Origin of the sequence: Nonomuraea sp. 10N515B (assembly GCF_052245915.1) — a bacterium.
GTDB lineage: Bacteria > Actinomycetota > Actinomycetes > Streptosporangiales > Streptosporangiaceae > Nonomuraea.
In genome coordinates this window covers 20,654-46,014 of the sequence record NZ_JBQQBQ010000061.1, presented here as the reverse complement: position 1 = coordinate 46,014, position 25,361 = coordinate 20,654, and the positions used below count along the sequence as shown (strand labels likewise).

The following is a 25,361-nucleotide window of genomic DNA, read 5'->3' as shown; positions in this document are numbered from 1 at the left end:
TTCGTTGGTCGAAGGGCTCGGCGAGGACGAGCAGCGGGCGTGGCAGGGTCTGCTCGCGGTCATGCTCGTCGGCATCCCGCAGGTGGAGCGCACCTTCCGCGCTCACGGCCTGGTCCACATCGAATACGGGCTGCTCAACGCCCTGACCAGGCAACCGCTCCGGCTGAGCGACCTGGCGACCGTGGGCAACGTGTCGATCAGCCGGCTCAGCCATCGGGTCAGCAAGCTCGTCGAGCGCGGGTACGTACGGCTGCGGCCGGACGCGAGCGACGGGCGGGCCAGCGTGGCGGAGATCACCGATGCGGGGCGCGCGGTCATCGCGGAGATCGCCCCTCACCATGCACAGGCTCTTCGTGAGGTCCTCTTTGACCACCTGACGCCGGAGCAGACGGCCGCCCTGGCCGACGCCATGCAGGTCGTCGGCACCAAACTCGGCGCCTGCCTCGACGGCCGCCCCCACTGACCCGACGGCCCCGAGCGCGAATCCGGGCTGGCGATGACCCGCAGCCGGCGTACGAACAGTCGACGCCGACGCGACTCGGCGGCAGCAGGCCGGACATCACCTCCCGGTGTTCCGCGCCATCGAGGATCGGCCGGGCAGCGCCTGGGCGGCCGTCCACAAGCGGATCCAGGTCGGCCAATGAGCGTGGACGACCGATCATCATGCGCCTGCGGTGCGACACGTCCGGGGAGGGCAGCCCTGATCCACCCAGTCGGCAGCATCCCTTGGGAACCACAGCGGGCCGAGGGCCTGGACGCTCACTCCCTCCAGGAGGAGGAGTCCTCTCACAAGCGGTAAATGCGGCGGGCGTTCCCTGAGCCGATCATGTGGGCGATTTTGGCCGCGTCCGCGGCGCTCCACTCCCCCGCGCCGACCCTGGCCGCGAGCGCCGCGCCCAGCGCCTGCCGGTAGTAGAGGGCGCCCAGCAGACAGCTCTCGGCCGCGCCGCGGCAGCCGGAGCTGAACAGCAGCTTGTGGAACGGCGCCAGCTCCAGCAGCTCCTCCATGACCCTGGCGGACGCGGCGGCGGTGTGCGGCAGGGCGAGCCCGACGTCCACGTAGACGTGCGGGTAGCGGCCGGCCAGGTAGGCGGCCTGGCGGTGGAACGGATGGCAGTGCAGCAGGATCACCGGCACGCCGGCGGGCTGGAGCCCGGCGATGAAGGTGCTCAGCCGGGCCGGGTCCGTGCGGTGCAGGTCCGCCCCCGCGCCACCGCCGAACCGGGCCGCCCCGCCCACGCCGAGTCCGGGCACGCCGCCGAGGCCCGTGTGGAACTGCACGGGCAGGCCGCGTTCCCTGGCCACCTCGATCGCGTTCCACAGCAGGTGGCGCAGCAGGACGGGGTCGGTGAGCGGCTGCTTCGGGTCGGCCAGCCGCCGGTTGGCCGCCGCGATCACCGAGCCCCTGCTCGGCCTGGCCGGATCGAAGTCCAGCCCGCAGAGGCCGGCCATGACGGTCTTGAGGCCGACCGCCCTGGCGGCCCTGGCGGTCAGCTCCTCGCCGAGGTTGTCGAGGTAGTCGACGGCGAGCTCGGCGGTCTCGGCGACGTCGTGCTCGATCTGTTCGATTCTGACCAGTTCGTCGGCCGCCGCGCCGCCATATCGTCCGATCTCGGCCGCCGACAGCAGGTCCGCGTCCTCGGACCCGGTGTCCACGAGGAACGCCACCACCCCGGCCGCGGCCAGCAGCCGGCTGTTGACCTCGGCGGCGCCCAGCTCGGCCCGGCGGGCGAGGTAGACGGCGGGCGGGGCGTGCGGCTCCAGGTCGAGCAGGGGCGCGCACCAGCGCCGGATCGCCAGGCCGAAGGGTGTGTCGAAGTGGGTGGTGCCCGGCGGGGCCGCGCTGCCGCCCTCGTGGATGAGCAGCTCGAACTGGGCTCTCGTCAGGTCGTCTCTGCGCACCCCGTGACAGTGGTGGTCGACGAGCGGGGCCAGCAGCGCGTCACGCAGCGTGCCGGGTAGATCTACGGGGTGCATGCGGAGACTCTATGGGAGTCCCGCATGCACCCGCCGCCCTTTTACGAGCTCCGCGCGCCTGGCGTGTTGCGCGACAGCGTGGGCCACCCCATTGCGCGACAGCGCGGGCCACCCCATTGCGCGACAGCGCGGGCCACCCCATTGCGCGACAGCGCGGGCCACCCCATTGCGCGACAGCGCGGGCCGCCCCCAGCCGGGCGGCTCAGACTCGCACCGCCCTAACGGCGGCAGAGCCGTAGCACGTTCGCGATGACCTTCGCGCCGGCGCCGCCTTCCTGGGTCAGGATCGACTCGGGGTGGAACTGCACGGCGAAGCGCCGCCGCTCGACGTCCTCGATGGCCATGACGTTGCCGTCGGGCGTGAGCGCGGTCGCGGCGAAGCCGACCACCCCGGGCTGCTTGGCGTGCAGCGAGTGGTAGCGGGCCGCGGTGAACTGCTCGGGCAGCCCCTCCAGCAGCGCGCTGTCGCCGAGCCGCGTGACCTGGCCGCGCTTGCCGTGTTCGGGGTAGCCGAGCAGCTCCAGCGTGCCGCCTGCCTGCTCCACCATGGCCTGCAGGCCGAGGCAGACGCCGAAGACCGGCAGGTCGCGGGCGTAGACCTGGTCGAGCAGCGCCGCCATGCCGAAGTCGGTCGGCCAGCCCGGTCCGGGCGACAGCACCACGAGGTCGGGGCCGATCTCGTCGATCATGTGGGCCGGGAAGCCGTGACGCAACGTCACGACGTCCGCGCCCTCCTGGCGGAAGTAGTCGGCGAGCGTGTTGACGAAGGAGTCCTCGTGGTCGACGAGCAGCACCTTCATGCCCAAGCCCGGCTGCGGCCTGGGCTCGGCGACCGGGACGGCGTCGGGCTCATTGACCGTGGCCAGGGCGCCGAGCAGGGCGCTGGCCTTGAGCTCCGTCTCGCGTTCCTCGGACTCGGGGTCGGAGTCGAACAGGAGCGTGGCCCCGGCCCTGACCGTCGCCACGCCGTTCTTGACCTGGGCGGTGCGCAGGGTCAGGCCGGTGTTCATGGAGCCGTCGAAGCCGATGAAGCCGATGGCGCCGCCGTACCACCGGCGGGTGGTCGCCTCGTGGTCCTCGATGAACTGCATGGCCCAGGTCTTGGGGGCCCCGGTGACGGTGACGGCCCACATGTGGGTGAGGAAGGCGTCGAGCGCGTCGAACTCGGGACGCAGCCGGCCCTCGATGTGGTCGACGGTGTGGATGAGGCGGGAGTAGAGCTCGATCTGGCGGCGGCCGATGACCTTGACCGTGCCCGGCACGCAGATCCGCGACTTGTCGTTGCGGTCGACGTCGGTGCACATGGTCAGCTCCGACTCCTCCTTGATGCTGGACAGGAGCGTGCGGATGGCCTCGGCGTCCTCGACCGGGTTGCTGCCGCGGGCGATCGTGCCGGAGATGGGGCAGGTCTCGACACGGTCGCCGCTGACCCGGACGTACATCTCGGGCGAGGCGCCGACGAGGTGCTCGCCCTCGCCGAGGCTGATGATGAACTCGTAGGGGGCCGGGTTGCTGTGACGCAGGCCGCGGTAGAAGGCGGCCGGGTCGGTGCAGGCTGCGTGAAAGACCTGCCCGGGCACGACCTCGAACAGGTCGCCGCGCTTGAACTTCTCCTTGGCGGCGGCCACGACCTTGGCGTAGTCGCCCTTCGTGGGGTTCGCGGGCAGTTCGCCGGGGACGGCGAGGGGCGTGCTCGCGCCGGTGCGCTCCAGGCCGCGGGTGGTGGTCCCGTCCACGGTGAACTCGTAGCGGTATTCGACGCACGTCTCGCGCTGCCGGTCGATGACGACCAGCCGGTCGGGCAGGTGGAGCACGAGGTCGCGCTGGTCGTCGGGGCGCTGGAGCTCCTGCCTGATGGGCTCGAACTGGAAGGCCAGGTCGTAGCCCAAGGCGCCGTAGAGACCCAGGTGCGGGTCGTCGCCGCGGAAGGCGGCGATGACCTCGCGGATCGCGGTGAAGACGGTCGGCCGGCGGCTGCGCATCTCCTCGGGCAGCAGGTCCTCGGATTCGGGTACGTGGACCTCGACGCGGTCGGCCGTGGGCTCGGTGACCGGCTTGCCCGCGGCCAGCAGGCAGGAGGCGACGGCGGGCAGCACGACCCTGCCGCGCTCGTTGAGCGCGGTCGCGCTGATCGTGCGTCCCTTGGCGACCAGCTCCAGGCACGGATCGACATAGCCGAACGCCCACCGGCTGTAGCGGCCCGGATAGTCCATGCCCGAGGAGAACGCGCCGCCGCGTCGTTCGCCGAGGGCCGTCACGATCTCTTCGAGCGCCGTCTCGTCCACCTCGCGAGCCTCGCGCTCGACCCCGATGCCCCCGGCGGTGGTATATCCGCTGGTCTCCATCTGCTGCCCCTTATCACGTCAAAAGATCGAGCCCCGGGGGCGGACACGAGAAAGGCCGCCATCCGGGGCGGCCGTCCGTCGAGAAATGCGAAACCCGCGCCGCCTAGGAGCGGCGCCACCACTGGAGCTGAGCGTGATTTCGCATGCCGACAGGTTATCCGGCCAATCAAGATCGCGCAACGCGGCTCGCGCGGCGCGTCCAGCCCGACGGCCCGCCAACGTCGTGCGCGTCTCCGAACGTCATCCGCAACGGTCCCATCAGCGAAGAAGGGGGCAAGGCAACACCCCACACAAGGAGATCTGATGCGTAAGCAACTGGCGCTCGCCGTCGCCGTCCTCGGCGCGGGCGCGGTTCTGGCCTCGCCCGCGCAGGCCCAGCACCGAAACGCCGGACCGCTCGTGGCGGGCCTGACGACCGCCGGCGATCTGGTGGTTTTCCGTAGCGACAACCCCCGCAACGTCGACCGGGCCGGCAGGATCAGCGGCCTCAGGGGCGATGTGAGGGTGGTCGGCATCGACTACCGCGTCCAGGACCGCCGGCTGTACGCGGTCGGCGACCGGGGCGGCATCTACACGCTCGACAGCCGCGCGCGGGCGACCAAGGTGTCGCAGTTGACCGTCGCGCTGCAGGGCAGGACCTTCGGCGTCGACTTCAATCCGGCCGCCAACCGGCTGCGCGTGATCAGCGACACCGGCCAGAACCTGCGGCACAACATCGACGACCCGAACGGCGCGCCCGCCCGGAACACCACCGCCACCGACGGCACCCTCACCAACCCGCCCGTGCCCCCCGCCACGGCCGGGGCGACCGCGACCGGCGTGACCGCCGCCGGCTACACCAACAACGACCTGAACGCGGCCACCGCGACGACCCTGATCGACGTGGACACCATGAACGACCAGGTCTCGCTCCAGTCCCCCGCCAACGCCGGCAACCTGGCCCCCACCGGCAAGCTGGGCGTGGACGCGGCCACCGACGCCGGGTTCGACGTCTACAGCAGGCTGAGCAGGGGCGTGACGGTGTCCAACGCCGCGTACGCCACGCTCAAGGTCCGCGGTGCCTACCGCTTCTACTCGGTCAACGTGCTCACCGGCGCGGCGACCTTGGTTGGAACGTTCCCGTCCAACCGCCAAGTGAGCGACATCGCGGTCCAGCTCGACAGATAGGTCCCACGGTGCCCCCGGGCTACCGCACCCCGGGCGGCATCTGTTACTGGTTAGTACATGAGACGCGTGCGGCTCCACCGCGATCTTCCGGTGCCGATGCCCGACGGCGTGACGCTGCTGGCCGACCACTACGCTCCGGCCGCGGGCGAGCGGGCTCCCGTCATTCTGATGCGCTCCCCCTACGGCCGGCGCGGGCCGTTCGGCTGGTTCTTCGGCCGCGGCTTCGCCAGGCAGGGCTTCCACGTCGTGATCCAGAGCTGCCGGGGCGGGTTCGGCTCCGGCGGCCTGCTCGACCCGCTCGGCGACGAGCACGACGACGGCGTGGCGACCGTGGCGTGGCTGCGCGAGCAGCCCTGGTACGGCGGCTCGTTCGCGATGTTCGGCCCTTCCTACCTCGGCTACACGCAGTGGGCGATAGCCCCCTACGCCGGGCCGGATCTGAAGGCCATGTCCCTGCAGATCACCGCCTCCCAGTTCAGGGACGCCGCCTATGTGGGCGGCGCGTTCGCGCTGGAGTCGGCGCTGAGCTGGACCACGCTCACCGACGCCATGTCGCGCCGCTTCGGCGGCGCCGCGTTGTGGACCGCGCCCCGGCTCACCCGCAGGGCGGTGCTGTCCGGCCGGCCGGTGGCCGAGCTGGACCTGGTGTCGGCGGGCCGGCCGCTGCCCTTCTTCCAGGATCTGGTGACGCATCACGCGGACCCGGCGGTGCCGTACTGGGACAAGCGGGACTTCTCCCTGAAGGTCGGCGACGTGGACGCGGCCGTCACCATGCTGGGCGGCTGGTACGACGTGTTCCTGCCGTGGCAGCTGAAGGACTACGCGGCGCTGCGGGCGGCGGGCCGGCGGCCTTATCTGACGATCGGCCCGTGGTACCACATCGACACCCGGCACGCCCGGCCGACGATGGTGGAGGCGTCGGCGTGGTTCCGCGCGCATCTGATGGGTGACCTGTCCCGGCTGCGGCCCGACCCTGTGCGGATCTACGTGACGGGCGCCGAGGAGTGGCGTGACTACCCCGACTGGCCGGTGCCGGGCATGCGCGAGCAGCGGTGGCATCTGCAGCACGGGTTCGGGCTGGGTGTGGACAGTCCGCGGGAGGCCGGGCCCGACCGGTTCCGCTACCATCCCGATCATCCGACGCCGGTGATCGGCGGGCCGGTGCTGCTCGGCGACTCCCGGCCGCGCGACCAGCGGCGGCTGGAGCAGCGCCGCGACGTGCTGGTCTACAGCTCGCCCGCACTGGAGTCGGGTGTGGAGATGATCGGCCCGGTCCGCGCGGAGGTGTTCGTGCGCTCCAGCACCCCGTACGTGGACGTGGTGGTGCGGGTGTGCGACGTCTGGCCGGACGGGCGCTCGGTCAACGTGTGCGAGGGCGTGCGCCGCCTCGGGCCGCTGTCAGCCGGGGAGGTGCGGCGGGTGGAGGTGGACCTGTGGCCGATCGCGCACCGGTTCCGGCGCGACCACCGGATCCGGGTGCACGTGGCGGCCGGGGCGTACCCGACGATCGCCCGCAACCCCGGCACCGGCGACCCCCTCGGCGCGGGCGGCCCGATGGTGCCCGCCGACGTCGAGGTGTTCCACTCACCCGACCGGCCCTCGGCGGTGGTGATGCCGCTGTGCGCGCCTCGCGGCTGATGTCGCTGGTCCTGCTGTTGCAGGGCCGGGGCGGGATGACGGCGACCGAGCTGGCCAAGGAGCTGGAGGTCTCCGAGCGCACCGTGCACCGCGACGTGCTGGCGCTGTCGGAGGCCGGCGTGCCGGTGTACGCCGACCGCGGCCGCGGCGGCGGCTACCGGCTGCTCGAGGGCTACCGTACCCGGCTGACCGGGCTGGACCGCTCCGAGGCCGAGGCGTTGTTCCTGTCGGGCGTGCCGGCCGCACTGCGCGAGATGGGGCTGCACGACGTGGCGGCGACCGCCCGGCTGAAGGCGGCCGCCGCGTTGTCCCCGGCCCTGCGTGACGCGCCGGCGACCGCGGCGCAGCGCTTCCACCTGGACGCGCCGGGCTGGTTCGCCGGCGACGACCCGCCGCCGGCCGCGCTGGCGCCGCTGGCCAGGGCGGTGTGGAACGACCGGCGCGTGCGGACGGTGTACAAGGGCAACCAGCGCACGCTGGAGCCGTACGGGCTGGTGCTGAAGGCAGGCGTCTGGTACCTCGCCGCGCGGCTGGGGACGCGGTTCCTGATCTTCCGGGTGCACCGGTTCGGCGCGATCGACGTGCTCGCCGAGACCTTCGACCGGGATCCCGGCTTCGACCTGGCCGGCTTCTGGGCGCAGCAGTCGGCCGAGTTCACCCGCTCACTGCTGCGGGACGTGATCACGTTGCGGCTGAGCGAGCGGGGACAGCGCATGTTGCGGCACATCGCCGACCCGGCCGCGCTGGCGGACGCGCTCGGCTCGCTCCAGCCGGACGGGACCGTGCAGCTGGCGGTGGAGTCGGTGGAGGTGGCGTTCTCGCAGGTGCTGCGGTTCGGGCCGGAGGCGGAGGTGCTGGCGCCGCCGGAGCTGCGGACGATGGTCGCCGAGGCCGCCGCCCGCACCTCCGCTCTCTACGGTGGGTAGCGGGGTCGGCGGCTACCGATAGTCGGCCGGGTCGGCGTCCTTGCCGGTCTCCTCCACCTCGGTGATGAAGCGCCACACCTGCGGGCGGCTGCCGTCCACGTCGGTGAGGCCGTATGCCTCGGCCAGCTGCCCGCTGTCCACTGACCTGCCCGACCAGCGTTGCTTGTCAGGGTCGGCGGCGATCGCGGCGATCGCGCGGCCCACGTAGGCGGGGGTCTCGGAGACCAGCCAGCTCTTGTGGTCGACCTTGGCCTCGCGCCAGTTGTCCTCGGTGACCCCGAAGTTGTCCAGCATCGCCTCTGAGCGCAGGAACCCGGGCGTGACCGCCACGCCAGTCCCGCCGTACGGGCGCAGCTCGTTGGACCAGGCGAACGCCAGCCGGTTCACCGACATCTTGGCCAGGTCGTAGTAGACGTTCTGCCGGTAGCGGGTCTCGTTGAACTCCCAGGTGCCGTCGGTGACCTCCACGACCAGCCCGCCCTCGTTCCTGATCAGCAGCGGGAGCAGGAACCTGCTGCTGATGATGTGGGTGTCGACGGCCAGCCGGAGCAGCCGCAGCCCCTTGTCCATGTCGTGTTTCCACACGGGGGTGTCCCACTCCCACAGGTGGTCGCTCCCCCACACGTCGTTGACCAGCACGTCGAGCCGGCCCTGCTCGCGCTCCACGCGCCCCGCGAGCGCCTCGACCTGCGCGGGGTCGAGGTGGTCGACCTGGACGGCGATGCCCGTGCCGCCGGCCGCCGTGACCAGCTCCGCCGTCTCCTCGATGGTCTCCGGCCTGTTCATCTCCGAGCGCCGCTCGCGCGTGCTGCGGCCCGTGCAGTAAACCGTCGCGCCGGCCGCGCCCAGCGCGACCGCTATCCCTCGTCCCGTGCCGCGGGTCGAGCCCGCCACCAAAGCAATCATGCGACCGATGGTGTCCGGAAAAGAGGACATCTCTTGTCATGTTTTCCGCGAGAGGCCGTTCGGCGCGTGCAACCGACCACTCGCCGATCGATGACCGGCGGGCGAGGTCCCGGTAACTAAGCTCCCACAACGGCGTTACGGCTGCGTGTCTCATATGCCGGGATGAAATCTCAGTATTTAGGCCAAACCGTAATATAACCGACATTGGGTTTAATACCGCCGTAAAGCTAGTCTCCCTCCATTGACTACCTGTCAGGAGCCGGTCACCGCCGGCTGCTGATCCATGCCATCGGAGGGTCGATGACTACCGGGGAACCCGGGCAGCCGCGCACCGACCGCAGCCCCTGGAACTGGCTGCTGCTCGTGCCGATCGTGTTGCCGTTGCTGACGTTCCTGTTCAACGCCGATGAGCCCCGCTTGCTGGGCTTCCCGCTGTTCTACTGGCTGCAGCTCGCCTTCATCGGGGTCGGCGTCGTGTCCACGACGATCGTGTACAGGATGACGAAGTGAGCGGGCACACGACCGAGCTGGTCGTCTTCACCGTGCTGTTCCTGGTCGTCAGCGCCATGGGATTCGTGGCGGCCCGCTGGCGGCGGCCCGACAACATCGAGAGCCTGAACGAGTGGGGCCTGGGCGGCCGCAACTTCGGCTCCTGGATCACCTGGTTCCTCGTGGGCGGCGACCTGTACACCGCGTACACGTTCGTGGCGGTGCCCGCGCTCGTGTTCGGCGCCGGGGCCATGGGCTTCTTCGCCGTGCCGTACACCGTGATCATCTACCCGCTGGTGTTCCTGGTCCTGGTCAGGCTGTGGTCGGTGTCGCACGTGCACGGGTTCGTCACGCCGGCCGACTTCGTCCGGGCCCGCTTCGGCTCGCCGACGCTGGCGCTGCTGGTGGCGATCACCGGGCTGGTGGCGACCATGCCGTACATCGCGCTGCAGCTGGTCGGCATCGAGGCCGTGCTGAAGTCGATGGGCGTCACCGGGCACCTGCCGATCATCATCGCGTTCGCGATCCTGGCCGCCTACACCTACCAGTCGGGCCTGCGCGCCCCCGCGCTGATCGCCTTCGTCAAGGACACGCTGATCTACATCGTGATCCTGGCGGCGGTCTTCTACATCCCGGCCAAGCTGGGCGGCTGGGATGTGATCTTCAACAAGGCCCAGGAGAAGTTCGCCGCCTCCCCCGCGCCCGGTGACGGGATCATCCTCAACGCCGCCAACCAGCTGCAGTACATCACCCTGGCCTTCGGCTCGGCGCTGGCGCTGTTCCTCTACCCGCACAGCCTCACCGGCGTGCTGGCCTCCAAGAACCGCAACGTGATCAAGCGGAACATGTCGGCGCTGCCCGCCTACAGCCTCCTGCTCGGTCTGATCGCGCTGCTCGGCTACATGGCGATCGCGGCCGGCACCAAGCCGGTCATGAACGCGAACGGCAAGCCGGACGCCAACACGATCGTGCCGCAGCTGTTCGACCAGATGTTCCCCGACTGGTTCACCGGCGTCGCCTACGCCGCGGTCGGCATCGGCGCGCTGGTCCCCGCGGCGATCATGTCGATCGCGGCGGCCAACCTGTTCACCCGCAACATCTACCGCGAGTACTTCAACAAGCACGCCACCGACGCCCAGGAGGCCAAGGTCTCCAAGCTGGCCTCGCTCCTGGTCAAGGTCGGCGCGGTGCTGTGCATCCTGGTGCTGGACCCGCAGTTCTCCATCGACCTGCAGCTCATCGGCGGCGTGATCATCCTGCAGACGCTGCCGTCGGTGGCGCTCGGCCTCTACACGGGCTGGTTCCACAAGGGCGGCCTCATCGCGGGCTGGGCGGCCGGCCTTGGGGCGGGCATGTGGATGCTCTACCTCATCCCGAACCCCGCCAACGGCAAGCTGCACTTCGGCGGCTCGGCGTTCCCGCTGGCCAACTTCGGGTTCGACACCAAGATGACGATCTACGTCGGGTTCGTCGCGGTGATCATCAACCTGGTGGTGGCGGCGCTGGGCACGCTGGTGTTCCGGGCGCTCAAGATGGCCGACGGGCCGGACGCGACCTCGCGCGACGACTACTTCGCCGACGAGGGCGACCCCAAGGTCAAGGACCTGGACCTGACCGGCTCGCACTGAACCCCGGCGGTCCGCCCCCGTCCCCCCGCGGGGGCGGGCCGCCGGTTCAATCCGCCACGAGATAGCGGGGGTTGGCGACCTCCAGCTTGGCCCGCACGGCATCCACCAGGGCGGCGACGAGCTCGTGGTCGTCGGCGATCCGGCCCTCGCGAACGGCGGCGGCCAGCTCGGCGTCGCCGGCCACGCCCAGCGCGGCCAGCCGGGCGGCGTGCTCGGCCGCCTGGGCGGGCCCCAGCTCGATCTCCCGCTCGACCATGCCCAGCACGTTGATCGCGACCCGGGTGTGGAACCGCACCCGGCCCTCGACGGCCGGCAACACGTCACTCTCGAGGAAGTCGCGCACGGCGGCCACCAGCTGCGCCGCCGTGGGCACGTCGTGCGGCCCCTTCGTCATCTGATCTCCTTTTTAGCGGGGAACGACTACCCTGCCGCCATGCGCACAGAGTCTCCCACCGCATCTACCCCGGTGCTCGGGCCCCAGCTGATCCGGGCCGAGATCTTCGTCGTGATGTCGGTCTCGCTCGGCGCCAGCGGTCTGGTGGCGCTCGTGCGGCTGATCGGGGCGCTCACCGCGCCGAAGGAGCTGAAGAGCCAGCAGGCCGTGCTCGTCGGGTCCATGGCCCCGGGGCGGCCGTGGCTGGACCTGACGTTGCAGCTGGTCCAGATCGTGATCTCGGTGGCGCCGGTCGGGCTGGTGGCGTACCTGCTGGTGCGCTCCGGGGAGTCCATGCGCACGATCGGCGCGGACCTGCGCGAGCCGCGGCGGGACCTGGTGCGCGGGGCCCTGCTCGCGGCCGCGATCGGCGGCAGCGGGCTGGCGTTCTACCTGGCGGTGTGGGCCTCCGGGGTGAACCTGACCGTCGTTCCCGGGGCACTGCCCGAGGTGTGGTGGCAGGTGCCGGTGCTGCTGCTCGCGGCGGCTCAGAACGGCGTGCTGGAGGAGGTGCTGGTCGCCGGCTACCTGCTGCACCGGCTCGGGCAGGCCGGATGGAGCCCGTGGAAGGCCCTCGCGCTCTCGTCGCTGCTGCGCGGGTCGTACCACCTGTATCAGGGGTTCGGGGGGTTCGCCGGAAACGTGGTGATGGGCGTGGTGTTCGGGCGGCTGTATCAGCGGTGGGGGCGCGCGACGCCGCTCGTGGTGGCCCACACGCTCATCGACGCCGTCGCCTTCGTCGGGTACGCGTTCCTGCGCGGACGGGTCAGCTGGCTGCCCTGACACCGTTGACTCGGCAACGATTGTCGGCTGAGATCATTTCATGAGCTTCGCCGTGCCCGCCGGTGTCCGGCCGATCCGCGATGCCGTCCACGCGTTCATGACCGAGCGGGTCGAGCCCGCCGAGCCGGTGCTGCACGCCGGCGGCGCCGCCGCCGCGGCCGCGCTGGACGAGCTGCGGGCCGAGGCGAAGAAGGAAGGCCTGTGGGCGCTCGGCCACCCGCGGGAGCTGGGCGGCGGCGGGCTGCCGTTCCTCGACTACGTCTACGTCAACGAGGTGCAGGGACGCAGCGAGTACGGGCAACTGGCGCTGGGCACGTTCACCCTGCAGGACTCGCTCATGTTGCACGAGCACGCCTCGCCCGAGCAGCGCGAACGCTACCTCGAGCCGCTGGTGCGCGGCGACATCTGGCCCAGCTTCGCCATGACCGAGCCGTCGGTGTCCAGCTCCGACCCCACCCAGCTCCGCACGGCCGCCGTGCTCGACGGCGAGGAGTGGGTGATCAACGGGCACAAGTGGTTCACGACCGGGGCGTCGCGGGCGGCGTACACGACCGTGATGTGCCGCACCGAGCCCGACGCCCCGCCACACCGGGCCTTCTCCATGATCCTGGTGCCGACCGACACACCCGGCTACACCATCGTCCGCGAGACGCCGGTGCTGGGACTGGACGGGGCGCACTGCGAGGTGCGCTACGAGGACGTCCGCGTGCCCGCCGCCAACCTGCTCGGACGGCGCGGCCACGGGTTCGTCATCGCACAGCAACGCCTGGGGCCCGGCCGGATCTTCCACTGCATGCGCTGGCTGGGGCAGGCGCAGCGGGCCTTCGACCTGATGTGCCGCAGGCTGCACGAGCGCAGCGCGTTCGGCGAGCCGCTGGCGAACAAGCAGCTCATGCGGCAGCACGTGTTCGACTCCTACGCCGAGATCCAGGCGGCCAGGCTGCTCACGTTGCAGGCCGCCGAGGCCATCGACGCCGGCTCCGACGCACGGGTGGAGATCGGGGCGATCAAGGTCGTCGGAGCGCGTATGCTGCACAACGTGATCGACCGCGCCATCCAGGTCTACGGGGCCGCGGGCCTGACGCCGGACACCCCGCTCGAGCGGATGTACCGGCATGCTCGGGCCGGGCGGATCTACGATGGCCCCGACGAGGTGCACATCGACTCGGTGGGACGGCGGATCCTGGGCGCTTACGCGGCGGGCGGCACCTGGGAGTTCGGCCTGCGATGAGCCGGCTCGAGGAGATCGTCCGCACGGTGTTCGGCGCCGGGTCGGCGATCCCGCATCGGGTGCGGCTGCCCGGCGGGGCCTCCCGCGAGACGTGGGCCCTGGACGTCGCCGCCGCCGACGGCACCCGGCATGAGCTGGTCCTGCGGCTCGAGTCCCCCGGCGCCGCCCTGGAGGCCGGCGCCACGCTGGCGGCCGAGGCAGTGCTGATGCGCACCGCGTTCCAGGCCGGGGTGCCGGTGCCGCGGATCGTCTCCAGCGGCGAGTCCCACATCCTCATGACCCGTGTGCCCGGCGAGACCATCCCGCGCAAGATCCTGCGCGACGACGCCTACGCCACGGCCCGGCGCAGACTCGCCGCGCAGTGCGGCCAGGCGCTGGCCGCCATTCACCGCATGCCGCTGTCGTGCGTTCCCGCTGCGGCTGAGACCGCGGCCGAGACCGACCCGCTGCGCCGCTGGCGGGACGTGCTCGACCGGCTGGGCGAGCCGCACCCGGTGTTCGAGCTGGCGTTGCGGCGGCTCGCCAGGACCCGGCCGCGCCCCGGCCGGCGCGCCGTGGTGCACGGCGACTTCCGCAACGGCAACCTCATCGTCGGCCCCGAGGGCATCAGAGCGGTGCTCGACTGGGAGCTCGCCCACGCCGGGGACCCGCTGGAGGACCTCGGCTGGTTGTGCGTGAAGGCCTGGCGGTTCGGCTCGCCGCTGCCGGTCGGCGGGTTCGGCACGTACGACGACCTCATCCACGCCTACGAGCGGGCCGGCGGCGACCCGGTGGACCGGGACGCGCTGCGCTGGTGGGAGACCTTCGGCGTGCTCAAGTGGGGCGTCATCTGTGTCATGCAGACCATGCGGCACCTGCGTGGCGGCGCCCGCTCCGTCGAACTGGCGGCGATCGGCCGCCGCGTGTGTGAGAACGAGTGGGATCTGCTCGGCATGTTGCGTGAGCGGGTGGAAAACCCGTTGCTTTGACCTGGGCGGCGGCGCAGGCTTGTGCGGTGACCATCCTGCAGGCATCCCATCTGCTCAAGCGGTTCGGATCGGTCACGGCCGTCCGCGACCTGAGCCTCACCATCGGCGAAGGCGAGGTCGTGGGGTTGCTCGGCCCCAACGGCGCCGGCAAGTCGACCACGCTCCACATGCTGCTCGGCCTCATCACCCCGGACGCCGGCAGCATCAAGCTGTTCGGCATGGAGCTGGCCCAGCACCGGATCGAGGCGCTCAGCCAGGTCAACTTCGCCGCCAGCTACGTCGACCTGCCCGGCGTGCTGCGGGTGCGGGAGGTGCTCGACGCGTTCGCCCGGCTCTATGCCGTGCGCCATCCGCGCCGGCGGGTCGAGGAGGTGATCGAGCTGTTCGAGCTCGGCCCGCTCCACAAGCGGCCGATGATGGCGCTGTCGTCCGGGCAGCGCACCCGCGTGCAGCTGGCCAAAGCCCTGCTCAACGCGCCGCGGCTGCTGGTGCTCGACGAGCCCACAGCCAACCTCGACCCCGACGCCGGGGACCGCATCCGCGGGCTGCTGTCCCGCCTGGCCAGGGAGAACGGCAGCGCCATGCTGATCACCTCGCACAACATGCGGGAGGTCGAGCGCATGTGCGACCGCATCCACTTCATGTCGGACGGCGTCATCGTGGCCGCCGGCAGCGCCGCGGAGCTGGCCGGGCACTACGGGGCCGAGGACCTGGAAGAGGTGTTCTTGAAGGTGGCGCGCGGATGACGACCTTGACCCTGCCTCCGCTGAGCCCGGCCGCGCGGCGCATGCGCGTCATGGGCGTGGTCCGGCGCGATTTCGCGGCGTTGCGGCGCAGCTCGATCCGGGTGTTCGAGATCCTGTTCTGGCCGACGGTCGAGCTGGTGCTGTGGGGCTTCATGACGCTGTTCCTGCAGGCGCAGCGGGTGCCGTTCGTGGTGTCGTTCCTGCTCGGCGCGGTGCTGCTGTGGCAGCTGCTGCAGAAGGCCAGCAACGAGATCTCCATTGCCTTCCTCGAGGACATCTGGTCGCGCAACCTGCTCAACGTGCAGGTCAGCCCTCTGTCCAGCGTCGAATACCTGATCGGGCTGATGCTGTTCTCCCTGGGCAAGGTGGCCTTCGCGGTCGCGATCATGGCCGCGCTCGCCTTCGGCCTCTACGGGTTCGGGGTGACGAGCATCGGCGTGGGACTGGTCCCGTTCATGGGCGTGCTGCTCGTGCTCGGCTGGTCACTCGGCCTGGTCGGCATCGCGGCGGTGCTGCGTTTCGGCGAGAACGCGCAGGTCATCGCCTGGTCACTGGTGTTCGTGGTGCAGCCGCTCGCCGGGATCTTCTACCCGGTGTCCGTGCTGCCCGCGCCGCTGCAGGCCGTGTCGTGGTTCCTGCCCGCCTCCCACGTGTTCGAGGGCATGCGCACGGTCATGGCGGGCGGCGCGCTGCCCTGGGACCGGCTGGCCTGGGCGGCCGCGCTCAACGTGGGATACCTGGCGGCGACGCTGGGGTTGTTCGCGTGGGCGCTGAGGTACGCCCGGCGGCATGGGAAGCTCTCGCGCTTCGGGGACTGAGCGCGGCGGCGATCACCTCCACCAGGCCCTCCACCACCTGATCCCGCTCCACCTCGGGATGCTCCAGCCACCAGTCACCGGTCGTCTGCACCATGCCGACGAACGCGTGGCCGAGGACCTGCGCCCGCACCGGGTCGAGCGCCGCCCGCTCGGCGGCCAGCACCCCGCCCAGCTCCTCGCCGAGGCCGCGGACCAGCGAGGTCATGTGGGAGCGGGTCCTGCTGTCCTCGGCGCCGGCCCGGTGGAACAGGAAGCGGTAGAGGTTGAGGTTGGCCGCGATGAGGTCCAGATAGGCGCCGATCGTCGCCCTGGCCCGGCCGCGCAGGTCGGCCCCCGGCTCGGCGAACCGCGGCCGCAGCTGGGCGATCACCGTGCGCACGTGCCGGTCGGCGAGCGCCTCGTACAGGCCGCTCTTGTCGCCGAAGTGGCGGTAGAGGATGGGCTTGGTGATGCCGGCCGCGGCCGCGATGGCCGCCATCGACACCTCGGGCCCCTCGCTGGAGATGACCCGGTCCGCGGCGTCCAGCAGCGCCCTGCGCCGATCCGGGTCCCGTCCGCTCACCCGCCCAGGATAGATCGCCAACGCGCCGGCAGCAGCGCCGAGAGCACGAGCAGGGCGCCGATGATGGTGTAGAGGCCGGTAAGCCCGGCCAGCGTGCCGGGCGGCTCGGCCAGCTCCGCCGGCGGCAGGCCGTCCCAGGTCGGCCCCGACCACGGAAGCGTGGCCGCCAGGCCCAGCGCGGCGCTGGTGTCCAGGGCGAACAGCGCCCCTGCCGAGATCAGGGGCACGCCGCAGGTCAGCGCCGCCGCCGGCCAGGCGGTCAGTGCGGCGACGAGCACCGCCACGGCCGCCAGGCAGGCCAGCCCGGCCGGGGCGGGGCCGGCCGCGGCCGTGCCCATGCGCAGGGCCTTGGCGCCGGCCTCGGTCAGGTAGTAGACGGGGACGAGGGCGGCCAGGCCGGCGGCGGCTCCCATCACATGACGACTCTCACGGGTCACACCGGCATCGTCCCCTTCTCCAGCACCGGTTACGCGCGCGGTCGCGGGCGGCAGCGTCGGACGTGGGTCCTCGCCGCGCCCTTTACAGCGTAGATCACGTGATGGCCTCGATCGTCAGGTAATTACTGGAAAATACTGGGACTGTTGATACGCTCACGGCCATGAGTGACCGGCTGGACGATCTGGAGCGGCGGATCGACGAGTTGCGGGCCGGTGTGCGCAAGGCCATGCGGGCCAGGGACGGCGCGAAGGCCCGGGTGCTGCGCGCCGAGCTGCGCACCGCCGAGCGGGACTGGGACGTCCTGGTCAGCCGCGAGCGGCCGGGAGGCGCGCCCGAGCCGGCGCCGCTGGTCACCGTGCGCGAGCAGGTGCATCAGGGGCTGCGGCTGCTCGGGGCGACCGCCCAGCCCCGCCTGATCGTGGCCGTGAGCGAGGCGTTCCTCGGCGGCACGATCCGCAGCACGCAGCTCACCAGCCTGCGCAGGGACGAGGAGCGTTCGTTCCGTTCCTCCCCGTACGGGCGGCCGTACTACCTGTGCGCGGCGCTGACGGACCGCCTCTCCCCCGCACGCGGCCTGCTCACGCTCAGCAGCTGGCCGCTGGAGCAGCGCGTGGTCGGGCCCCTCAGTCCCCGCGTCGACTTCCTGACCTGCGCCATCGCGGTGGCCTCACACGCGGCCGAGGACGAGCGGGCGGCCAGGTTATTGGTGCGGATGGCCAGGAACATCCCCGGCGCCACCAACGGCTCGCTGGCCCCGCCACACCCCGGGCGGGTGATCGAGGCGGCCCGCGCCGAGCTGGCGGTGCACGCCGAGCGCGACACGCACGACCGCGCCGAGCTGGCGCGACGCGCCGCAGCGCAACTGGATGACGCCGCCCGCCTGTTCGGCGCCGCTACGCTGAGCACGATCAAGAAGGAGTACGTCACGTGAGCGGCTTGAAGCGCGAAGGCGACACCCTGCGCCGGCTGGACGCGTTGCGGGGCACGACGCCGCCGCGGCCGCACGACGCCCGCGCCATCGCGGCCCTGGCCGCCAACCCCGGCTGCACCCGCCGGGCGCTCATGGACGGGGCCGGCGTCGACAAGGACGCCGCGGCCCGGCACCTGGGGTTCCCCGCGCCGTTCGGGCAGTCGCCGTTCGCGATCACGCGCGGCAACGTGTTCGAGGCGCTGGTCAAGGCGGACGGGTGCGCGGAGCTGCTGCGCATGCTGCGCGAGCTGCTCGGCCTGCCCATCGCCGAGGTGGCCTACCACGACGTGGAGAACGTCGGCGCCCACCTGCGCCACGCCCACACCCGCGCGCTGATCGACCGGGCGGCCCGGGACGAGCAGGACGCGGGCACTCTGTACGACCACCCGCTGCTCACCCTCCAGATCGCCGGCCACACCGCCTACCTGGAGCCGGATGTGGTGGCCTTCCAGCTGGGCGGCCGCTTCCACATCGTGGAGGTCAAGTCGTTCGCGGTGATCGACGGGCAGGCCGACCCGGCGGCGGTCGCGGCGGCCGCCCGGCAGGCGGCCGTCTACGTGCTGGCGCTGCGCACGCTGCTGGAGGAGCTGGGCCACGACCCGCTGAAGGTCTCCCACGACGTGGTGCTGGTCTGCCCGGAGAACTTCGCCAACCGCCCGGTCGCGACACTGGTCGACGTGCGCAAACAGCTCGCCGTGCTGAGGCGCCAGCTGACCAGGATGACCACGCTCGACCGGCTCCTCGAGGGGCTGCCCGACGATCTCACGTTCGACCTGCGGCCCGGCGAGGACGGCCGGCCTGCCAGGCCGGTCGCCGAGCTGGCCGACGCGCTGCGCAGGACGACGGCGCGCTACGCGCCCGACTGCCTGTCCGCCTGCGACCTGTGCTTCTTCTGCCGCGACGAGGCCCGGCAGGAGGGCGCGTCCGACCAGCTCGGGCGGCAGGTGCGTGACGAGCTGGGCGGGGTCGCGTCGGTGGCGGAGGCGCTGGGCCTGGCCGACGGGGTCCGGGATCCGCGAGAGGGTCAGGAGGAGATCGCCCGGCTGCTCCGCAACGCCGAACGCCTGCGCAGAGAGTGCCTGGCATGAGCCTGCTCACCTCGCTCGCCCGGCTGCGCGCCCTGGACGAGGGCATCGCGCAGCCCATCGCGACCGTCCGCCACTGCCATCTGTCGGACCGGCCGATGGTGTTCATCCCGCTCAAACTGTCGGGCGAGGCCGCCGCGCCGCTGGCGGCCATGCTCGGCACCGAACGCGACCGGCCGCGCCTGCTCGTGGTGACCCAGCCGCGCAACCGCGACCTGCGCTTCGCCTGGGCGGCCGAGCTGGCCGGGGTGCTGCTGCCGTACCTCGAGGGTTTCCTCGCCGACACCGAGACGGTGGAGCGGCGCGGCGCCGACCCCTACGAGCGGGCGGTGGACGCGCCGCAGCTCATCGTGCCGAACGCGGCCGGCGTGGCCTTCACCCGGCTCCTCGGCCGCTCCACCCGCTTCCGCCGCGCCGACGGGCCCTACCCGGTGCCGGACGTGGTGCCGCTGCTGGGCCGGTGGCTGACCTATTTCGGGGAGCGGGCCGCCTACCCCGGCTCGTCGCTCATGACGGCCGCGACCGAGGAGCTGGGCCGGCACTGGGCGAGCGGGCAGAGCTCGCTGGAGGACGCCAACCTGGCCGCTCTGCTCGGCTGGATCACCGAGGGGCCGAGCGAGGCCGCCGAGGACCCGCTGATCTGGCCGCCCGCCGGGCCCGCGACCGACCCGGGGTTCGACGCGGAGGTGCTCGCGCCCGCCATGGACAGCGGTTCGGCCGAGCGCGTCACCGAGGCGCTGCGCAGCCAGCTGGAGCCCACGTGGCGGCTCATGTGGCAGGCGATCGACCTGCTGGCCGGCCTGGAGGCGGGCGCGAGCGTGGCCCAGCGGTGGGAGCAGGACCGCGGCTCGTTCAGCGGCATGGCGCAGAGCATCGCCGAAGGCGGGCCGCCGCAGGCCCGCAGGGACGGCGCGGTCGCGGCCGCGGCCAAGCTGGCCCGCATGGAACGCGCCCAGGCGGCGTACGAGGTGCAGCGCGCCTACGACGACCCGCTGATCATGGCCGAGCACCGCCTCACCGGGGAGGCCTTCGCGGGCGAGGTGGTCGAGACCGTCCCGGACAACGTCGAGGGTGAGGGCCGCTCACGCAAGCTCCGCCCGCTGGTGGTGATCAAAACCGACGATCCGGTACGGCTGCCGCCCGGCGCGTCCCTCGGCACCCCGCAACGCCGCGCCCAGGGCGCCGAGCTGGTGTCCGCGGACGAGGGCCTGATCACCGTGAAGATCACCAAAGGGATGGGGCGCGGCAAGACGCCGACCCCCGGCGCCGTGCCCGAGGTCGGCGAGCGCGTCTGCTACACCTCGCTCACCGACGACTTCCAGGGCTCGCCGAACCTGCCCGACGCCGAGGCCACGCCGTGGACGCACGGCGGCCCGCCCCAGGAGTACACGCCCGACGACGAGGACGCCCAGGAGGAGTGGTCGTGACCGGCAGCCCTGAGCAGGTCATCGCGGACGTGCTGGCCGACCTGCCGCGGCACCGGGGCGTGGTCGTCGACTCGCCGCCGGGGGCGGGCAAGTCCACCCTCGTCGTACGCGCCGCCGCGCACATCGCGGACGCCGGCGAGCCGCTGATGATCGTCGCCCAGACCAACGAGCAGGTCGACGACCTGGTGTCCAGGATCTCGGACAAACATCCGCGGCTGACCGTGGGGCGGCTGTCGGCCGGCGGGTACGTGCCGCCGCTGCGGCTGCTGGAGCTGCCCGGCGTGCGGTTCGGCACCAGGATCCAGGACCTCGGCGACCCGGACATCGTCATCGCCACCGCCGACAAATGGGCGTGGATCGGCGACCGGGTCTGGCCGTGGGCGATCGTGGACGAGGCCTACCAGATGCGCTCGGACAAGCTGCTGCGGATCGCGGGGCTGTTCGAGCGGGCGTTGTTCGTGGGCGATCCTGGACAGCTGGACCCGTTCTCGATCGTGGACGGGGACCGGTGGTCGGGACTGTCGTGGGATCCGCTGCAGAGCGCGGTGTCGGTGCTGCTGCGGCACAATCCGGATCTGCCGGTGCACCGGCTGCCGGTGTCGTGGCGGCTGCCGGCGTCGGCGGCGCCGGTGGTGTCGCGGGCGTTCTACCCGTTCACCGGGTTCAGGTCGGGAACCGGGCCCGGGGATCGGCGGCTGGAGCTGGTCACGGGCGGCATGGGGACCGTGCACGACCGGGCGCTGGAGGAGGCCGCCCGGTCGGGGTGGGCGCTGCTGGAGCTGCCGAACCGGCACACGGTGCGTACCGACGGGGAGGCCGTGCAGGCGGTGGCGCTGCTGGCCGAGCGGCTGCTGCAGCGGGGCGCGGTGGCGAGCTCGGAGCAGGGCGAGCGGCCGGTGACGGCGGATCGGATCGCCGTCGGTGCCGCGCACCGGGACCAGGTGGCGGCCATCCGGGCGGCGGGCCTGCCGCCGGAGATCACCGTCGACACCGCGAACCGGCTGCAGGGGCGGGAGTACGACGTGACGATCGTGCTGCACCCGCTGTCCGGGCGGCGTGACGCGACGGCCTTCCACCTGGAGTCGGGGCGGCTGTGCGTGCTGGCCTCGCGGCACCGGCACGCCTGCGTGGTGGTGGCCCGGGCGGGCATCGCCGAGCTGCTGGACGCCCACCCGTCGGCGGAGCCGGTGCAGCTGGGCGTGCCGGTGAAGTTCCCGGACGGGTGGGAGGCCAACCAGTCGGTGCTGGAGCATCTGTCCCGCCACCGCGTCTAGCGCGGCGACGCTGCTGGTTCAGAGGCGGCGGCGCCAGACGTCGATGACCATGACCGGCCGCATCCCCGCCGACTCGTACAAGCCCAGCGCCGGCGTGGTGTTGTTGGAGTCCACGTGCAGAATCGTGCCCTTGCGCCCGCGGGCCGCGTCGGCGGCGAAGGCGTGCCGCAGCAGGAAGCGCCCCAGCCCTCGCCCCCGGAACTCGGGCAGCACGGCCAGCGTGGCCACATACCCGCACTCCTGGTCCGGCAGGAACTGGTTGTTGCCGATCAGCACCGCCGCCGCGCGCCCGTCGACCCTGGCGAGCGCGAGCTGGCTCCAATCGTTGACGCTCTGCGCCTGCCTGCGCTCGTACCACAGGTCGTAGTCGAGCTTCACGAAACCGAAGTGCTCGGCGAACGCCTCCTGGTGCACGCGATGCGCCTCCCGCCGCACGTCCTCGCTCTCGCCGGAGTGCAGCGTGAGCCCGGCCGGCGGGACCGGCGCCTCGACGGGGCCCTCGTGGTCGATGCGCATGCGGTGGAAGCTCGTGCCGGGCTCGAAGCCCTGTTCCTTGGCCATGGCCTGCTTGACATGGTCGGCGCGGTAGATCCCGATGTGCAGGGTGACGCCGTCGTGCCCCCGCTCGGCGGCCAGCTCGCGGGCGCGCCCGATGACCAGCGGCCACAGCTCGTCCGCGAGCCCTTCGACGCCGGGCCGGACGATCACGTCGACGTGCACGAGATCACTGTCGCCGTCGCTACATGCCCAGGCCGACGCGAGGAGCCTGCCGTCGGCGTCCTGTGCCAGCCACCCGTCCTTGTCGCGGTCGAAATCGGGCTCCACCAGCTCGTCCTGGACGTCTTGGAGCGTCATGTCCGGCGCCCCGAGGACCGCGGTCTCATATGCCGAGATGAGCTCGTACATGGCGGCGGCGTCGTCCACGCGGGGCCGGCGGAGAGTATGCATGGGCTGGATTGTGCACCGGCCGCCCTGCCCGGCGCCTCCCATTTTCGCCCGGTTAAGCTATGGGAGTGCTCGACAGGATGCCCTTGCGCATCGAGGTCGCCGCCCCGGACGCGACGACCGTCGCGCTCGCGCTCCGCGGCGACCTGGACCACGGCTCCGCCTACCAGCTCGCGGCCCTGACCTTCGCCGACGGCTACCGCAGGATCGACGTGGACCTGTCGGCGCTGACCTTCATCGACTCCTCCGGCCTGGCCGCGCTCGTCCGCCTCCAGCAGCGAGCCGCGGCCGCCCGTGCGGTGATGCAGGTGGTGGCGTTGACGCCTTACCTGCGCAAGCTCCTCACGATGACCGCGCTCGACCTGCTGTTCAGCCTGCCGCCGGAGTAACGGGCTCCTTCGCCGAGGCGGTCACGGGGCCGCCGCCGCGCAGCGGGATCTCCTTGATGAACGCCGCCAGCACGGGCACCACCACGGCGAAGGCGATGGCCCACCAGAAGACGCCGGAGATCGACGTCGCCAGCGATTCCAGCATCCCCGTCCGCTGCGCGCTCGGCAGCTGAGCGAGGGACGCGAGGTCCATCCTGCCGCCGCCCGCGGCGATCCCCTCCGCCGCGCGTGCCCCGAACCTGGCAGTCAGCTCGGAGTGGAAGGTGCTGTTGAAGACCGCGCCGAACAACGAGACGCCGAACGAGCCGCCGATCGACCGGAAGAACGTGGTCGCGCTGCTGGAGACGCCCAGGTCGCGCTGCTCGACGCTGTTCTGCGCGATCAGCAGCGTGGTCTGCATGAGGAAGCCCATGCCGAGGCCGAGCACCGCGATGTAGACGCCGGTCAGCCAGGTGGGGGTGCCGGCGTCCATCGTGGACAGCAGCCACATGCCGGCCGCCATGCCGACGCCGCCGATCACCGGGTAGATCTTGTACGTGCCGGTGCTGGTGATGGCCTTGCCCACGATGAGCGACACGACCATGGCCGCGGCCATCATCGGCAGGAGCAGCAGGCCGGAGTTGGTGGCGCTGGCGCCCTGCACGGTCTGCTGGAACAACGGCAGGAAGTTGATCGCGCCGAACATGGCGAAGCCGAGCAGGAAGCCGATGGCCGAGATCAGCGTGAAGTTGCGGTTCCTGAACAGCTGCAGCGGCATGATCGGCTCGGCGGCCTTCCGCTCGACCAGCACGAACGCCGCCAGCGTGAGCACCGCGAGCGCGGCCAGGCCGAGGATCTGCCAGGAGCCCCACGGGTATTGGTTGCCGCCCCAGGTCGTGATGAGCACCATCGCGGTGATGCTGATCGACAGCAGGGTCGCGCCCGCCCAGTCGATGCGTACCGTGTTGTGCAGCTTGGGGAGATGCAGGTTGGTCACGATGAGGACCAGCGCGACCGCGCCCACCGGCAGGTTCACGTAGAACGCCCAGCGCCAGTCGAGGTGGTCGGTGATGAACCCGCCGACCAGCGGGCCGGCGATCATCGCCAGCGACATGACGCCGGCCATGATGCCCTGGTACTGGCCGCGCTCGCGGGGCGGCACCAGGTCGCCGATGATCGCCATGACGTTCACCATCAGGCCGCCCGCGCCGAGGCCCTGCACCGCCCGGAACGCGATCAGCTCGGCCATGCCGCCGTCCGGACCGCCGAGCAACGACGACCCGGCCATGCCGCAGAGCGCGGAGCCGATCATGAAGATGACGATCGAGATGATGAAGATGCTCTTGCGCCCGTACAGGTCGCCGATCTTGCCCCAGATGGGCGTCGAGACGGTGGTGCCCAGCACGTACGCCGTCACGACCCAGGACAGCTGTGACAGGCCGCCGAGCTCGCCCACGATGCGGGGCATGGCCGTGCCCACGATCATGTTGTCCAGCATCGCCAGCACCATCGCCAGCATCAGCCCCGGCAGGACGACCATGACCTCACGACGCCGCCCGACTGTCTCCGCCACCCGCACACCCCCATGTGAAGATCTTGCTTACTTGCCGACCGGCAAGCATAGACTAAGCTAAAGACTTACTTGCCGGCCGTCAAGCTGAAATAGGTGCAATGTGCGGGAAGACACGCGAACCCGGATCCAGGAGATCGCGCTGAGGCTCTTCACCGAGCAGGGGTATGAGGCGACCTCGCTGCGGGAGATCGCCGAGGAGCTCGGCGTGACGAAGGCCGCCCTCTACTACCACTTCAAGACGAAGGACGACATCGTCGCGAGCCTGGTGGACCTGCACGTCGCCGAGATCGAAAACCTGGTGGAGTGGGCGAAGACCCAGCCGAAGACGCCGGAGATGCGGCGCGAGCTGCTGGAGCGCTATGCCGCGAACCTCCGGGGGCCCCGCCACATCGAGATGGCGAGGTTCCTCGAGCGCAACCAGACGGCGCTGCGCGAGCATCCCAAGCTCTCCAGGATGCGCGACATGATGATCGAGCTGACGAAGCAGATGAACGAGCCCGGCGCCACGCCGGTGGAGCGGATCAGCCGCTCGCTGGCGCTGTTCGCGCTGCACGCCGGCAGGTGGATGCCGGGCGATCTGACCGAGGACGAGGTCGACAAGGCGTCCATGGAGGTGGCCCGGCGACTGCTGGAGCTGTAGGTGCACCCGTCGCCGCCTGCGGTG

At 71.5% G+C, this 25,361-nt stretch carries 25 protein-coding genes; 17 read left to right on the top strand and 8 right to left on the bottom strand.

Annotation, left to right across the window (positions count from 1 at the left end; translation table 11 throughout):
- Positions 1-4: 4 nt before the first annotated feature.
- Entirely contained in the window at positions 5-463 is a 459-nt protein-coding gene (locus ACTWQA_RS48135) for a MarR family winged helix-turn-helix transcriptional regulator (RefSeq protein WP_327582051.1), read from the top strand.
- A gap of 323 nt (positions 464-786) precedes the next feature.
- On the opposite strand, the gene ACTWQA_RS48130 is transcribed toward ACTWQA_RS48135, so the two are convergent.
- Positions 787-1,977, bottom strand: a complete 1,191-nt coding sequence (locus ACTWQA_RS48130) for an amidohydrolase family protein (protein ID WP_443165555.1) — start codon at positions 1,975-1,977, stop codon at positions 787-789.
- Between the two features lie 218 nt (positions 1,978-2,195).
- Positions 2,196-4,322, bottom strand: coding sequence for an anthranilate synthase component I (locus tag ACTWQA_RS48125; RefSeq protein ID WP_443165554.1), 2,127 nt, complete (start codon positions 4,320-4,322; stop codon positions 2,196-2,198).
- 303 nt (positions 4,323-4,625) lie between these two features.
- Here ACTWQA_RS48125 and ACTWQA_RS48120 point away from each other — a divergent pair, with 303 nt between their 5' ends.
- From ACTWQA_RS48120 to ACTWQA_RS48110, 3 genes are read left to right on the top strand one after another with little or no spacing between them, the layout of a single operon-like run.
- Positions 4,626-5,489 (top strand): DUF4394 domain-containing protein, encoded by an 864-nt coding sequence (locus ACTWQA_RS48120; RefSeq protein ID WP_443165553.1) that lies wholly within the window; start codon positions 4,626-4,628, stop codon positions 5,487-5,489.
- Between the two features lie 57 nt (positions 5,490-5,546).
- The gene (locus tag ACTWQA_RS48115) at positions 5,547-7,127 is read left to right on the top strand and encodes a CocE/NonD family hydrolase (RefSeq protein ID WP_443165552.1); all 1,581 of its coding nucleotides are present in this window, start codon (positions 5,547-5,549) and stop codon (positions 7,125-7,127) included.
- Positions 7,109-8,053, top strand: coding sequence for a helix-turn-helix transcriptional regulator (locus tag ACTWQA_RS48110; RefSeq protein WP_443165551.1), 945 nt, complete (start codon positions 7,109-7,111; stop codon positions 8,051-8,053). Before ACTWQA_RS48115 ends, ACTWQA_RS48110 begins: the two co-directional genes overlap by 19 nt.
- A 12-nt stretch (positions 8,054-8,065) precedes the next feature.
- Here ACTWQA_RS48110 and ACTWQA_RS48105 read toward each other — a convergent pair whose 3' ends face one another.
- Positions 8,066-8,959, bottom strand: a complete 894-nt coding sequence (locus ACTWQA_RS48105) for an SDR family oxidoreductase (protein WP_443165550.1) — start codon at positions 8,957-8,959, stop codon at positions 8,066-8,068.
- Between the two features lie 300 nt (positions 8,960-9,259).
- Between ACTWQA_RS48105 and ACTWQA_RS48100 the strand changes: the two genes are divergently transcribed.
- Both ACTWQA_RS48100 and mctP read left to right on the top strand, forming a co-directional pair.
- A complete protein-coding gene (locus tag ACTWQA_RS48100) occupies positions 9,260-9,469 on the top strand; it encodes a DUF3311 domain-containing protein (protein ID WP_443165549.1) in 210 nt (69 codons plus the stop codon).
- Positions 9,466-11,076 carry a monocarboxylate uptake permease MctP gene (gene mctP / locus ACTWQA_RS48095; protein WP_443165548.1) on the top strand — a complete coding sequence of 537 codons (1,611 nt, stop codon included), beginning with the start codon at positions 9,466-9,468 and terminating at the stop codon, positions 11,074-11,076. Before ACTWQA_RS48100 ends, mctP begins: the two co-directional genes overlap by 4 nt.
- A gap of 46 nt (positions 11,077-11,122) precedes the next feature.
- Here mctP and ACTWQA_RS48090 read toward each other — a convergent pair whose 3' ends face one another.
- Entirely contained in the window at positions 11,123-11,470 is a 348-nt protein-coding gene (locus tag ACTWQA_RS48090; protein WP_443165547.1) for a DUF6285 domain-containing protein, read from the bottom strand.
- Between the two features lie 39 nt (positions 11,471-11,509).
- Here ACTWQA_RS48090 and ACTWQA_RS48085 point away from each other — a divergent pair, with 39 nt between their 5' ends.
- Genes ACTWQA_RS48085 through ACTWQA_RS48065 form a run of 5 tightly spaced genes read left to right on the top strand, consistent with a single transcriptional unit; the run spans position 11,510 to position 16,055 of the window.
- Positions 11,510-12,292 carry a CPBP family intramembrane glutamic endopeptidase gene (locus tag ACTWQA_RS48085; RefSeq protein ID WP_327582059.1) on the top strand — a complete coding sequence of 261 codons (783 nt, stop codon included), beginning with the start codon at positions 11,510-11,512 and terminating at the stop codon, positions 12,290-12,292.
- A 40-nt stretch (positions 12,293-12,332) separates the two neighbouring features.
- Positions 12,333-13,523, top strand: coding sequence for an acyl-CoA dehydrogenase family protein (locus tag ACTWQA_RS48080; RefSeq protein ID WP_443165546.1), 1,191 nt, complete (start codon positions 12,333-12,335; stop codon positions 13,521-13,523).
- Entirely contained in the window at positions 13,520-14,491 is a 972-nt protein-coding gene (locus ACTWQA_RS48075) for a phosphotransferase family protein (protein WP_443165545.1), read from the top strand. The genes ACTWQA_RS48080 and ACTWQA_RS48075 overlap by 4 nt, the downstream gene beginning before the upstream one ends.
- A 26-nt stretch (positions 14,492-14,517) precedes the next feature.
- Positions 14,518-15,237, top strand: a complete 720-nt coding sequence (locus tag ACTWQA_RS48070; protein WP_443165544.1) for an ABC transporter ATP-binding protein — start codon at positions 14,518-14,520, stop codon at positions 15,235-15,237.
- The gene (locus ACTWQA_RS48065) at positions 15,234-16,055 is read left to right on the top strand and encodes an ABC transporter permease (protein WP_443165543.1); all 822 of its coding nucleotides are present in this window, start codon (positions 15,234-15,236) and stop codon (positions 16,053-16,055) included. Before ACTWQA_RS48070 ends, ACTWQA_RS48065 begins: the two co-directional genes overlap by 4 nt.
- Here ACTWQA_RS48065 and ACTWQA_RS48060 read toward each other — a convergent pair.
- Complete coding sequence (locus ACTWQA_RS48060) at positions 15,961-16,617, bottom strand: TetR/AcrR family transcriptional regulator (protein ID WP_327582064.1); 657 nt, start codon at positions 16,615-16,617, stop codon at positions 15,961-15,963. The two genes, ACTWQA_RS48065 and ACTWQA_RS48060, sit on opposite strands and share 95 nt — an antisense overlap.
- Entirely contained in the window at positions 16,614-17,054 is a 441-nt protein-coding gene (locus tag ACTWQA_RS48055; RefSeq protein ID WP_443165542.1) for a hypothetical protein, read from the bottom strand. Before ACTWQA_RS48055 ends, ACTWQA_RS48060 begins: the two co-directional genes overlap by 4 nt.
- Positions 17,055-17,215: 161 nt before the next feature.
- Between ACTWQA_RS48055 and ACTWQA_RS48050 the strand changes: the two genes are divergently transcribed.
- The 4 genes from ACTWQA_RS48050 to ACTWQA_RS48035 are packed head-to-tail and all read left to right on the top strand — an operon-like array spanning position 17,216 to position 21,811.
- The gene (locus ACTWQA_RS48050) at positions 17,216-17,986 is read left to right on the top strand and encodes a hypothetical protein (RefSeq protein WP_443165541.1); all 771 of its coding nucleotides are present in this window, start codon (positions 17,216-17,218) and stop codon (positions 17,984-17,986) included.
- Entirely contained in the window at positions 17,983-19,113 is a 1,131-nt protein-coding gene (locus ACTWQA_RS48045) for a hypothetical protein (RefSeq protein WP_443165540.1), read from the top strand. The genes ACTWQA_RS48050 and ACTWQA_RS48045 overlap by 4 nt, the downstream gene beginning before the upstream one ends.
- Complete coding sequence (locus ACTWQA_RS48040; RefSeq protein ID WP_443165539.1) at positions 19,110-20,537, top strand: hypothetical protein; 1,428 nt, start codon at positions 19,110-19,112, stop codon at positions 20,535-20,537. Before ACTWQA_RS48045 ends, ACTWQA_RS48040 begins: the two co-directional genes overlap by 4 nt.
- Positions 20,534-21,811: an AAA family ATPase gene (locus ACTWQA_RS48035; RefSeq protein WP_443165538.1), complete on the top strand. Its 1,278-nt coding sequence runs from the start codon at positions 20,534-20,536 to the stop codon at positions 21,809-21,811. The genes ACTWQA_RS48040 and ACTWQA_RS48035 overlap by 4 nt, the downstream gene beginning before the upstream one ends.
- A gap of 18 nt (positions 21,812-21,829) precedes the next feature.
- On the opposite strand, the gene ACTWQA_RS48030 is transcribed toward ACTWQA_RS48035, so the two are convergent.
- Positions 21,830-22,759 carry a GNAT family N-acetyltransferase gene (locus tag ACTWQA_RS48030; protein ID WP_443165537.1) on the bottom strand — a complete coding sequence of 310 codons (930 nt, stop codon included), beginning with the start codon at positions 22,757-22,759 and terminating at the stop codon, positions 21,830-21,832.
- Between the two features lie 65 nt (positions 22,760-22,824).
- On the opposite strand from ACTWQA_RS48030, the gene ACTWQA_RS48025 reads away from it, so the two are divergent.
- Positions 22,825-23,145 carry an STAS domain-containing protein gene (locus ACTWQA_RS48025; RefSeq protein ID WP_305918904.1) on the top strand — a complete coding sequence of 107 codons (321 nt, stop codon included), beginning with the start codon at positions 22,825-22,827 and terminating at the stop codon, positions 23,143-23,145.
- On the opposite strand, the gene ACTWQA_RS48020 is transcribed toward ACTWQA_RS48025, so the two are convergent.
- Positions 23,126-24,697 carry an MDR family MFS transporter gene (locus ACTWQA_RS48020; RefSeq protein WP_443165536.1) on the bottom strand — a complete coding sequence of 524 codons (1,572 nt, stop codon included), beginning with the start codon at positions 24,695-24,697 and terminating at the stop codon, positions 23,126-23,128. The genes ACTWQA_RS48025 and ACTWQA_RS48020 overlap by 20 nt on opposite strands.
- A gap of 100 nt (positions 24,698-24,797) precedes the next feature.
- Here ACTWQA_RS48020 and ACTWQA_RS48015 point away from each other — a divergent pair, with 100 nt between their 5' ends.
- Entirely contained in the window at positions 24,798-25,337 is a 540-nt protein-coding gene (locus ACTWQA_RS48015) for a TetR/AcrR family transcriptional regulator (RefSeq protein WP_443165535.1), read from the top strand.
- Positions 25,338-25,361 lie beyond the last annotated feature (24 nt).

What these genes read in the sequence shown, in the direction of transcription:
- ACTWQA_RS48130 (WP_443165555.1), bottom strand. Translation starts at nt 1,977, where the DNA reads ATGCACCCCGTAGATCTACCCGGCACGCTGCGTGACGCGCTGCTGGCC.
- ACTWQA_RS48125 (WP_443165554.1), bottom strand. Translation starts at nt 4,322, where the DNA reads ATGGAGACCAGCGGATATACCACCGCCGGGGGCATCGGGGTCGAGCGC.
- ACTWQA_RS48120 (WP_443165553.1), top strand. Translation starts at nt 4,626, where the DNA reads ATGCGTAAGCAACTGGCGCTCGCCGTCGCCGTCCTCGGCGCGGGCGCG.
- ACTWQA_RS48115 (WP_443165552.1), top strand. Translation starts at nt 5,547, where the DNA reads ATGAGACGCGTGCGGCTCCACCGCGATCTTCCGGTGCCGATGCCCGAC.
- ACTWQA_RS48105 (WP_443165550.1), bottom strand. Translation starts at nt 8,959, where the DNA reads ATGATTGCTTTGGTGGCGGGCTCGACCCGCGGCACGGGACGAGGGATA.
- ACTWQA_RS48100 (WP_443165549.1), top strand. Translation starts at nt 9,260, where the DNA reads ATGACTACCGGGGAACCCGGGCAGCCGCGCACCGACCGCAGCCCCTGG.
- ACTWQA_RS48090 (WP_443165547.1), bottom strand. Translation starts at nt 11,470, where the DNA reads ATGACGAAGGGGCCGCACGACGTGCCCACGGCGGCGCAGCTGGTGGCC.
- ACTWQA_RS48085 (WP_327582059.1), top strand. Translation starts at nt 11,510, where the DNA reads ATGCGCACAGAGTCTCCCACCGCATCTACCCCGGTGCTCGGGCCCCAG.
- ACTWQA_RS48080 (WP_443165546.1), top strand. Translation starts at nt 12,333, where the DNA reads ATGAGCTTCGCCGTGCCCGCCGGTGTCCGGCCGATCCGCGATGCCGTC.
- ACTWQA_RS48075 (WP_443165545.1), top strand. Translation starts at nt 13,520, where the DNA reads ATGAGCCGGCTCGAGGAGATCGTCCGCACGGTGTTCGGCGCCGGGTCG.
- ACTWQA_RS48065 (WP_443165543.1), top strand. Translation starts at nt 15,234, where the DNA reads ATGACGACCTTGACCCTGCCTCCGCTGAGCCCGGCCGCGCGGCGCATG.
- ACTWQA_RS48050 (WP_443165541.1), top strand. Translation starts at nt 17,216, where the DNA reads ATGAGTGACCGGCTGGACGATCTGGAGCGGCGGATCGACGAGTTGCGG.
- ACTWQA_RS48040 (WP_443165539.1), top strand. Translation starts at nt 19,110, where the DNA reads ATGAGCCTGCTCACCTCGCTCGCCCGGCTGCGCGCCCTGGACGAGGGC.
- ACTWQA_RS48030 (WP_443165537.1), bottom strand. Translation starts at nt 22,759, where the DNA reads ATGCATACTCTCCGCCGGCCCCGCGTGGACGACGCCGCCGCCATGTAC.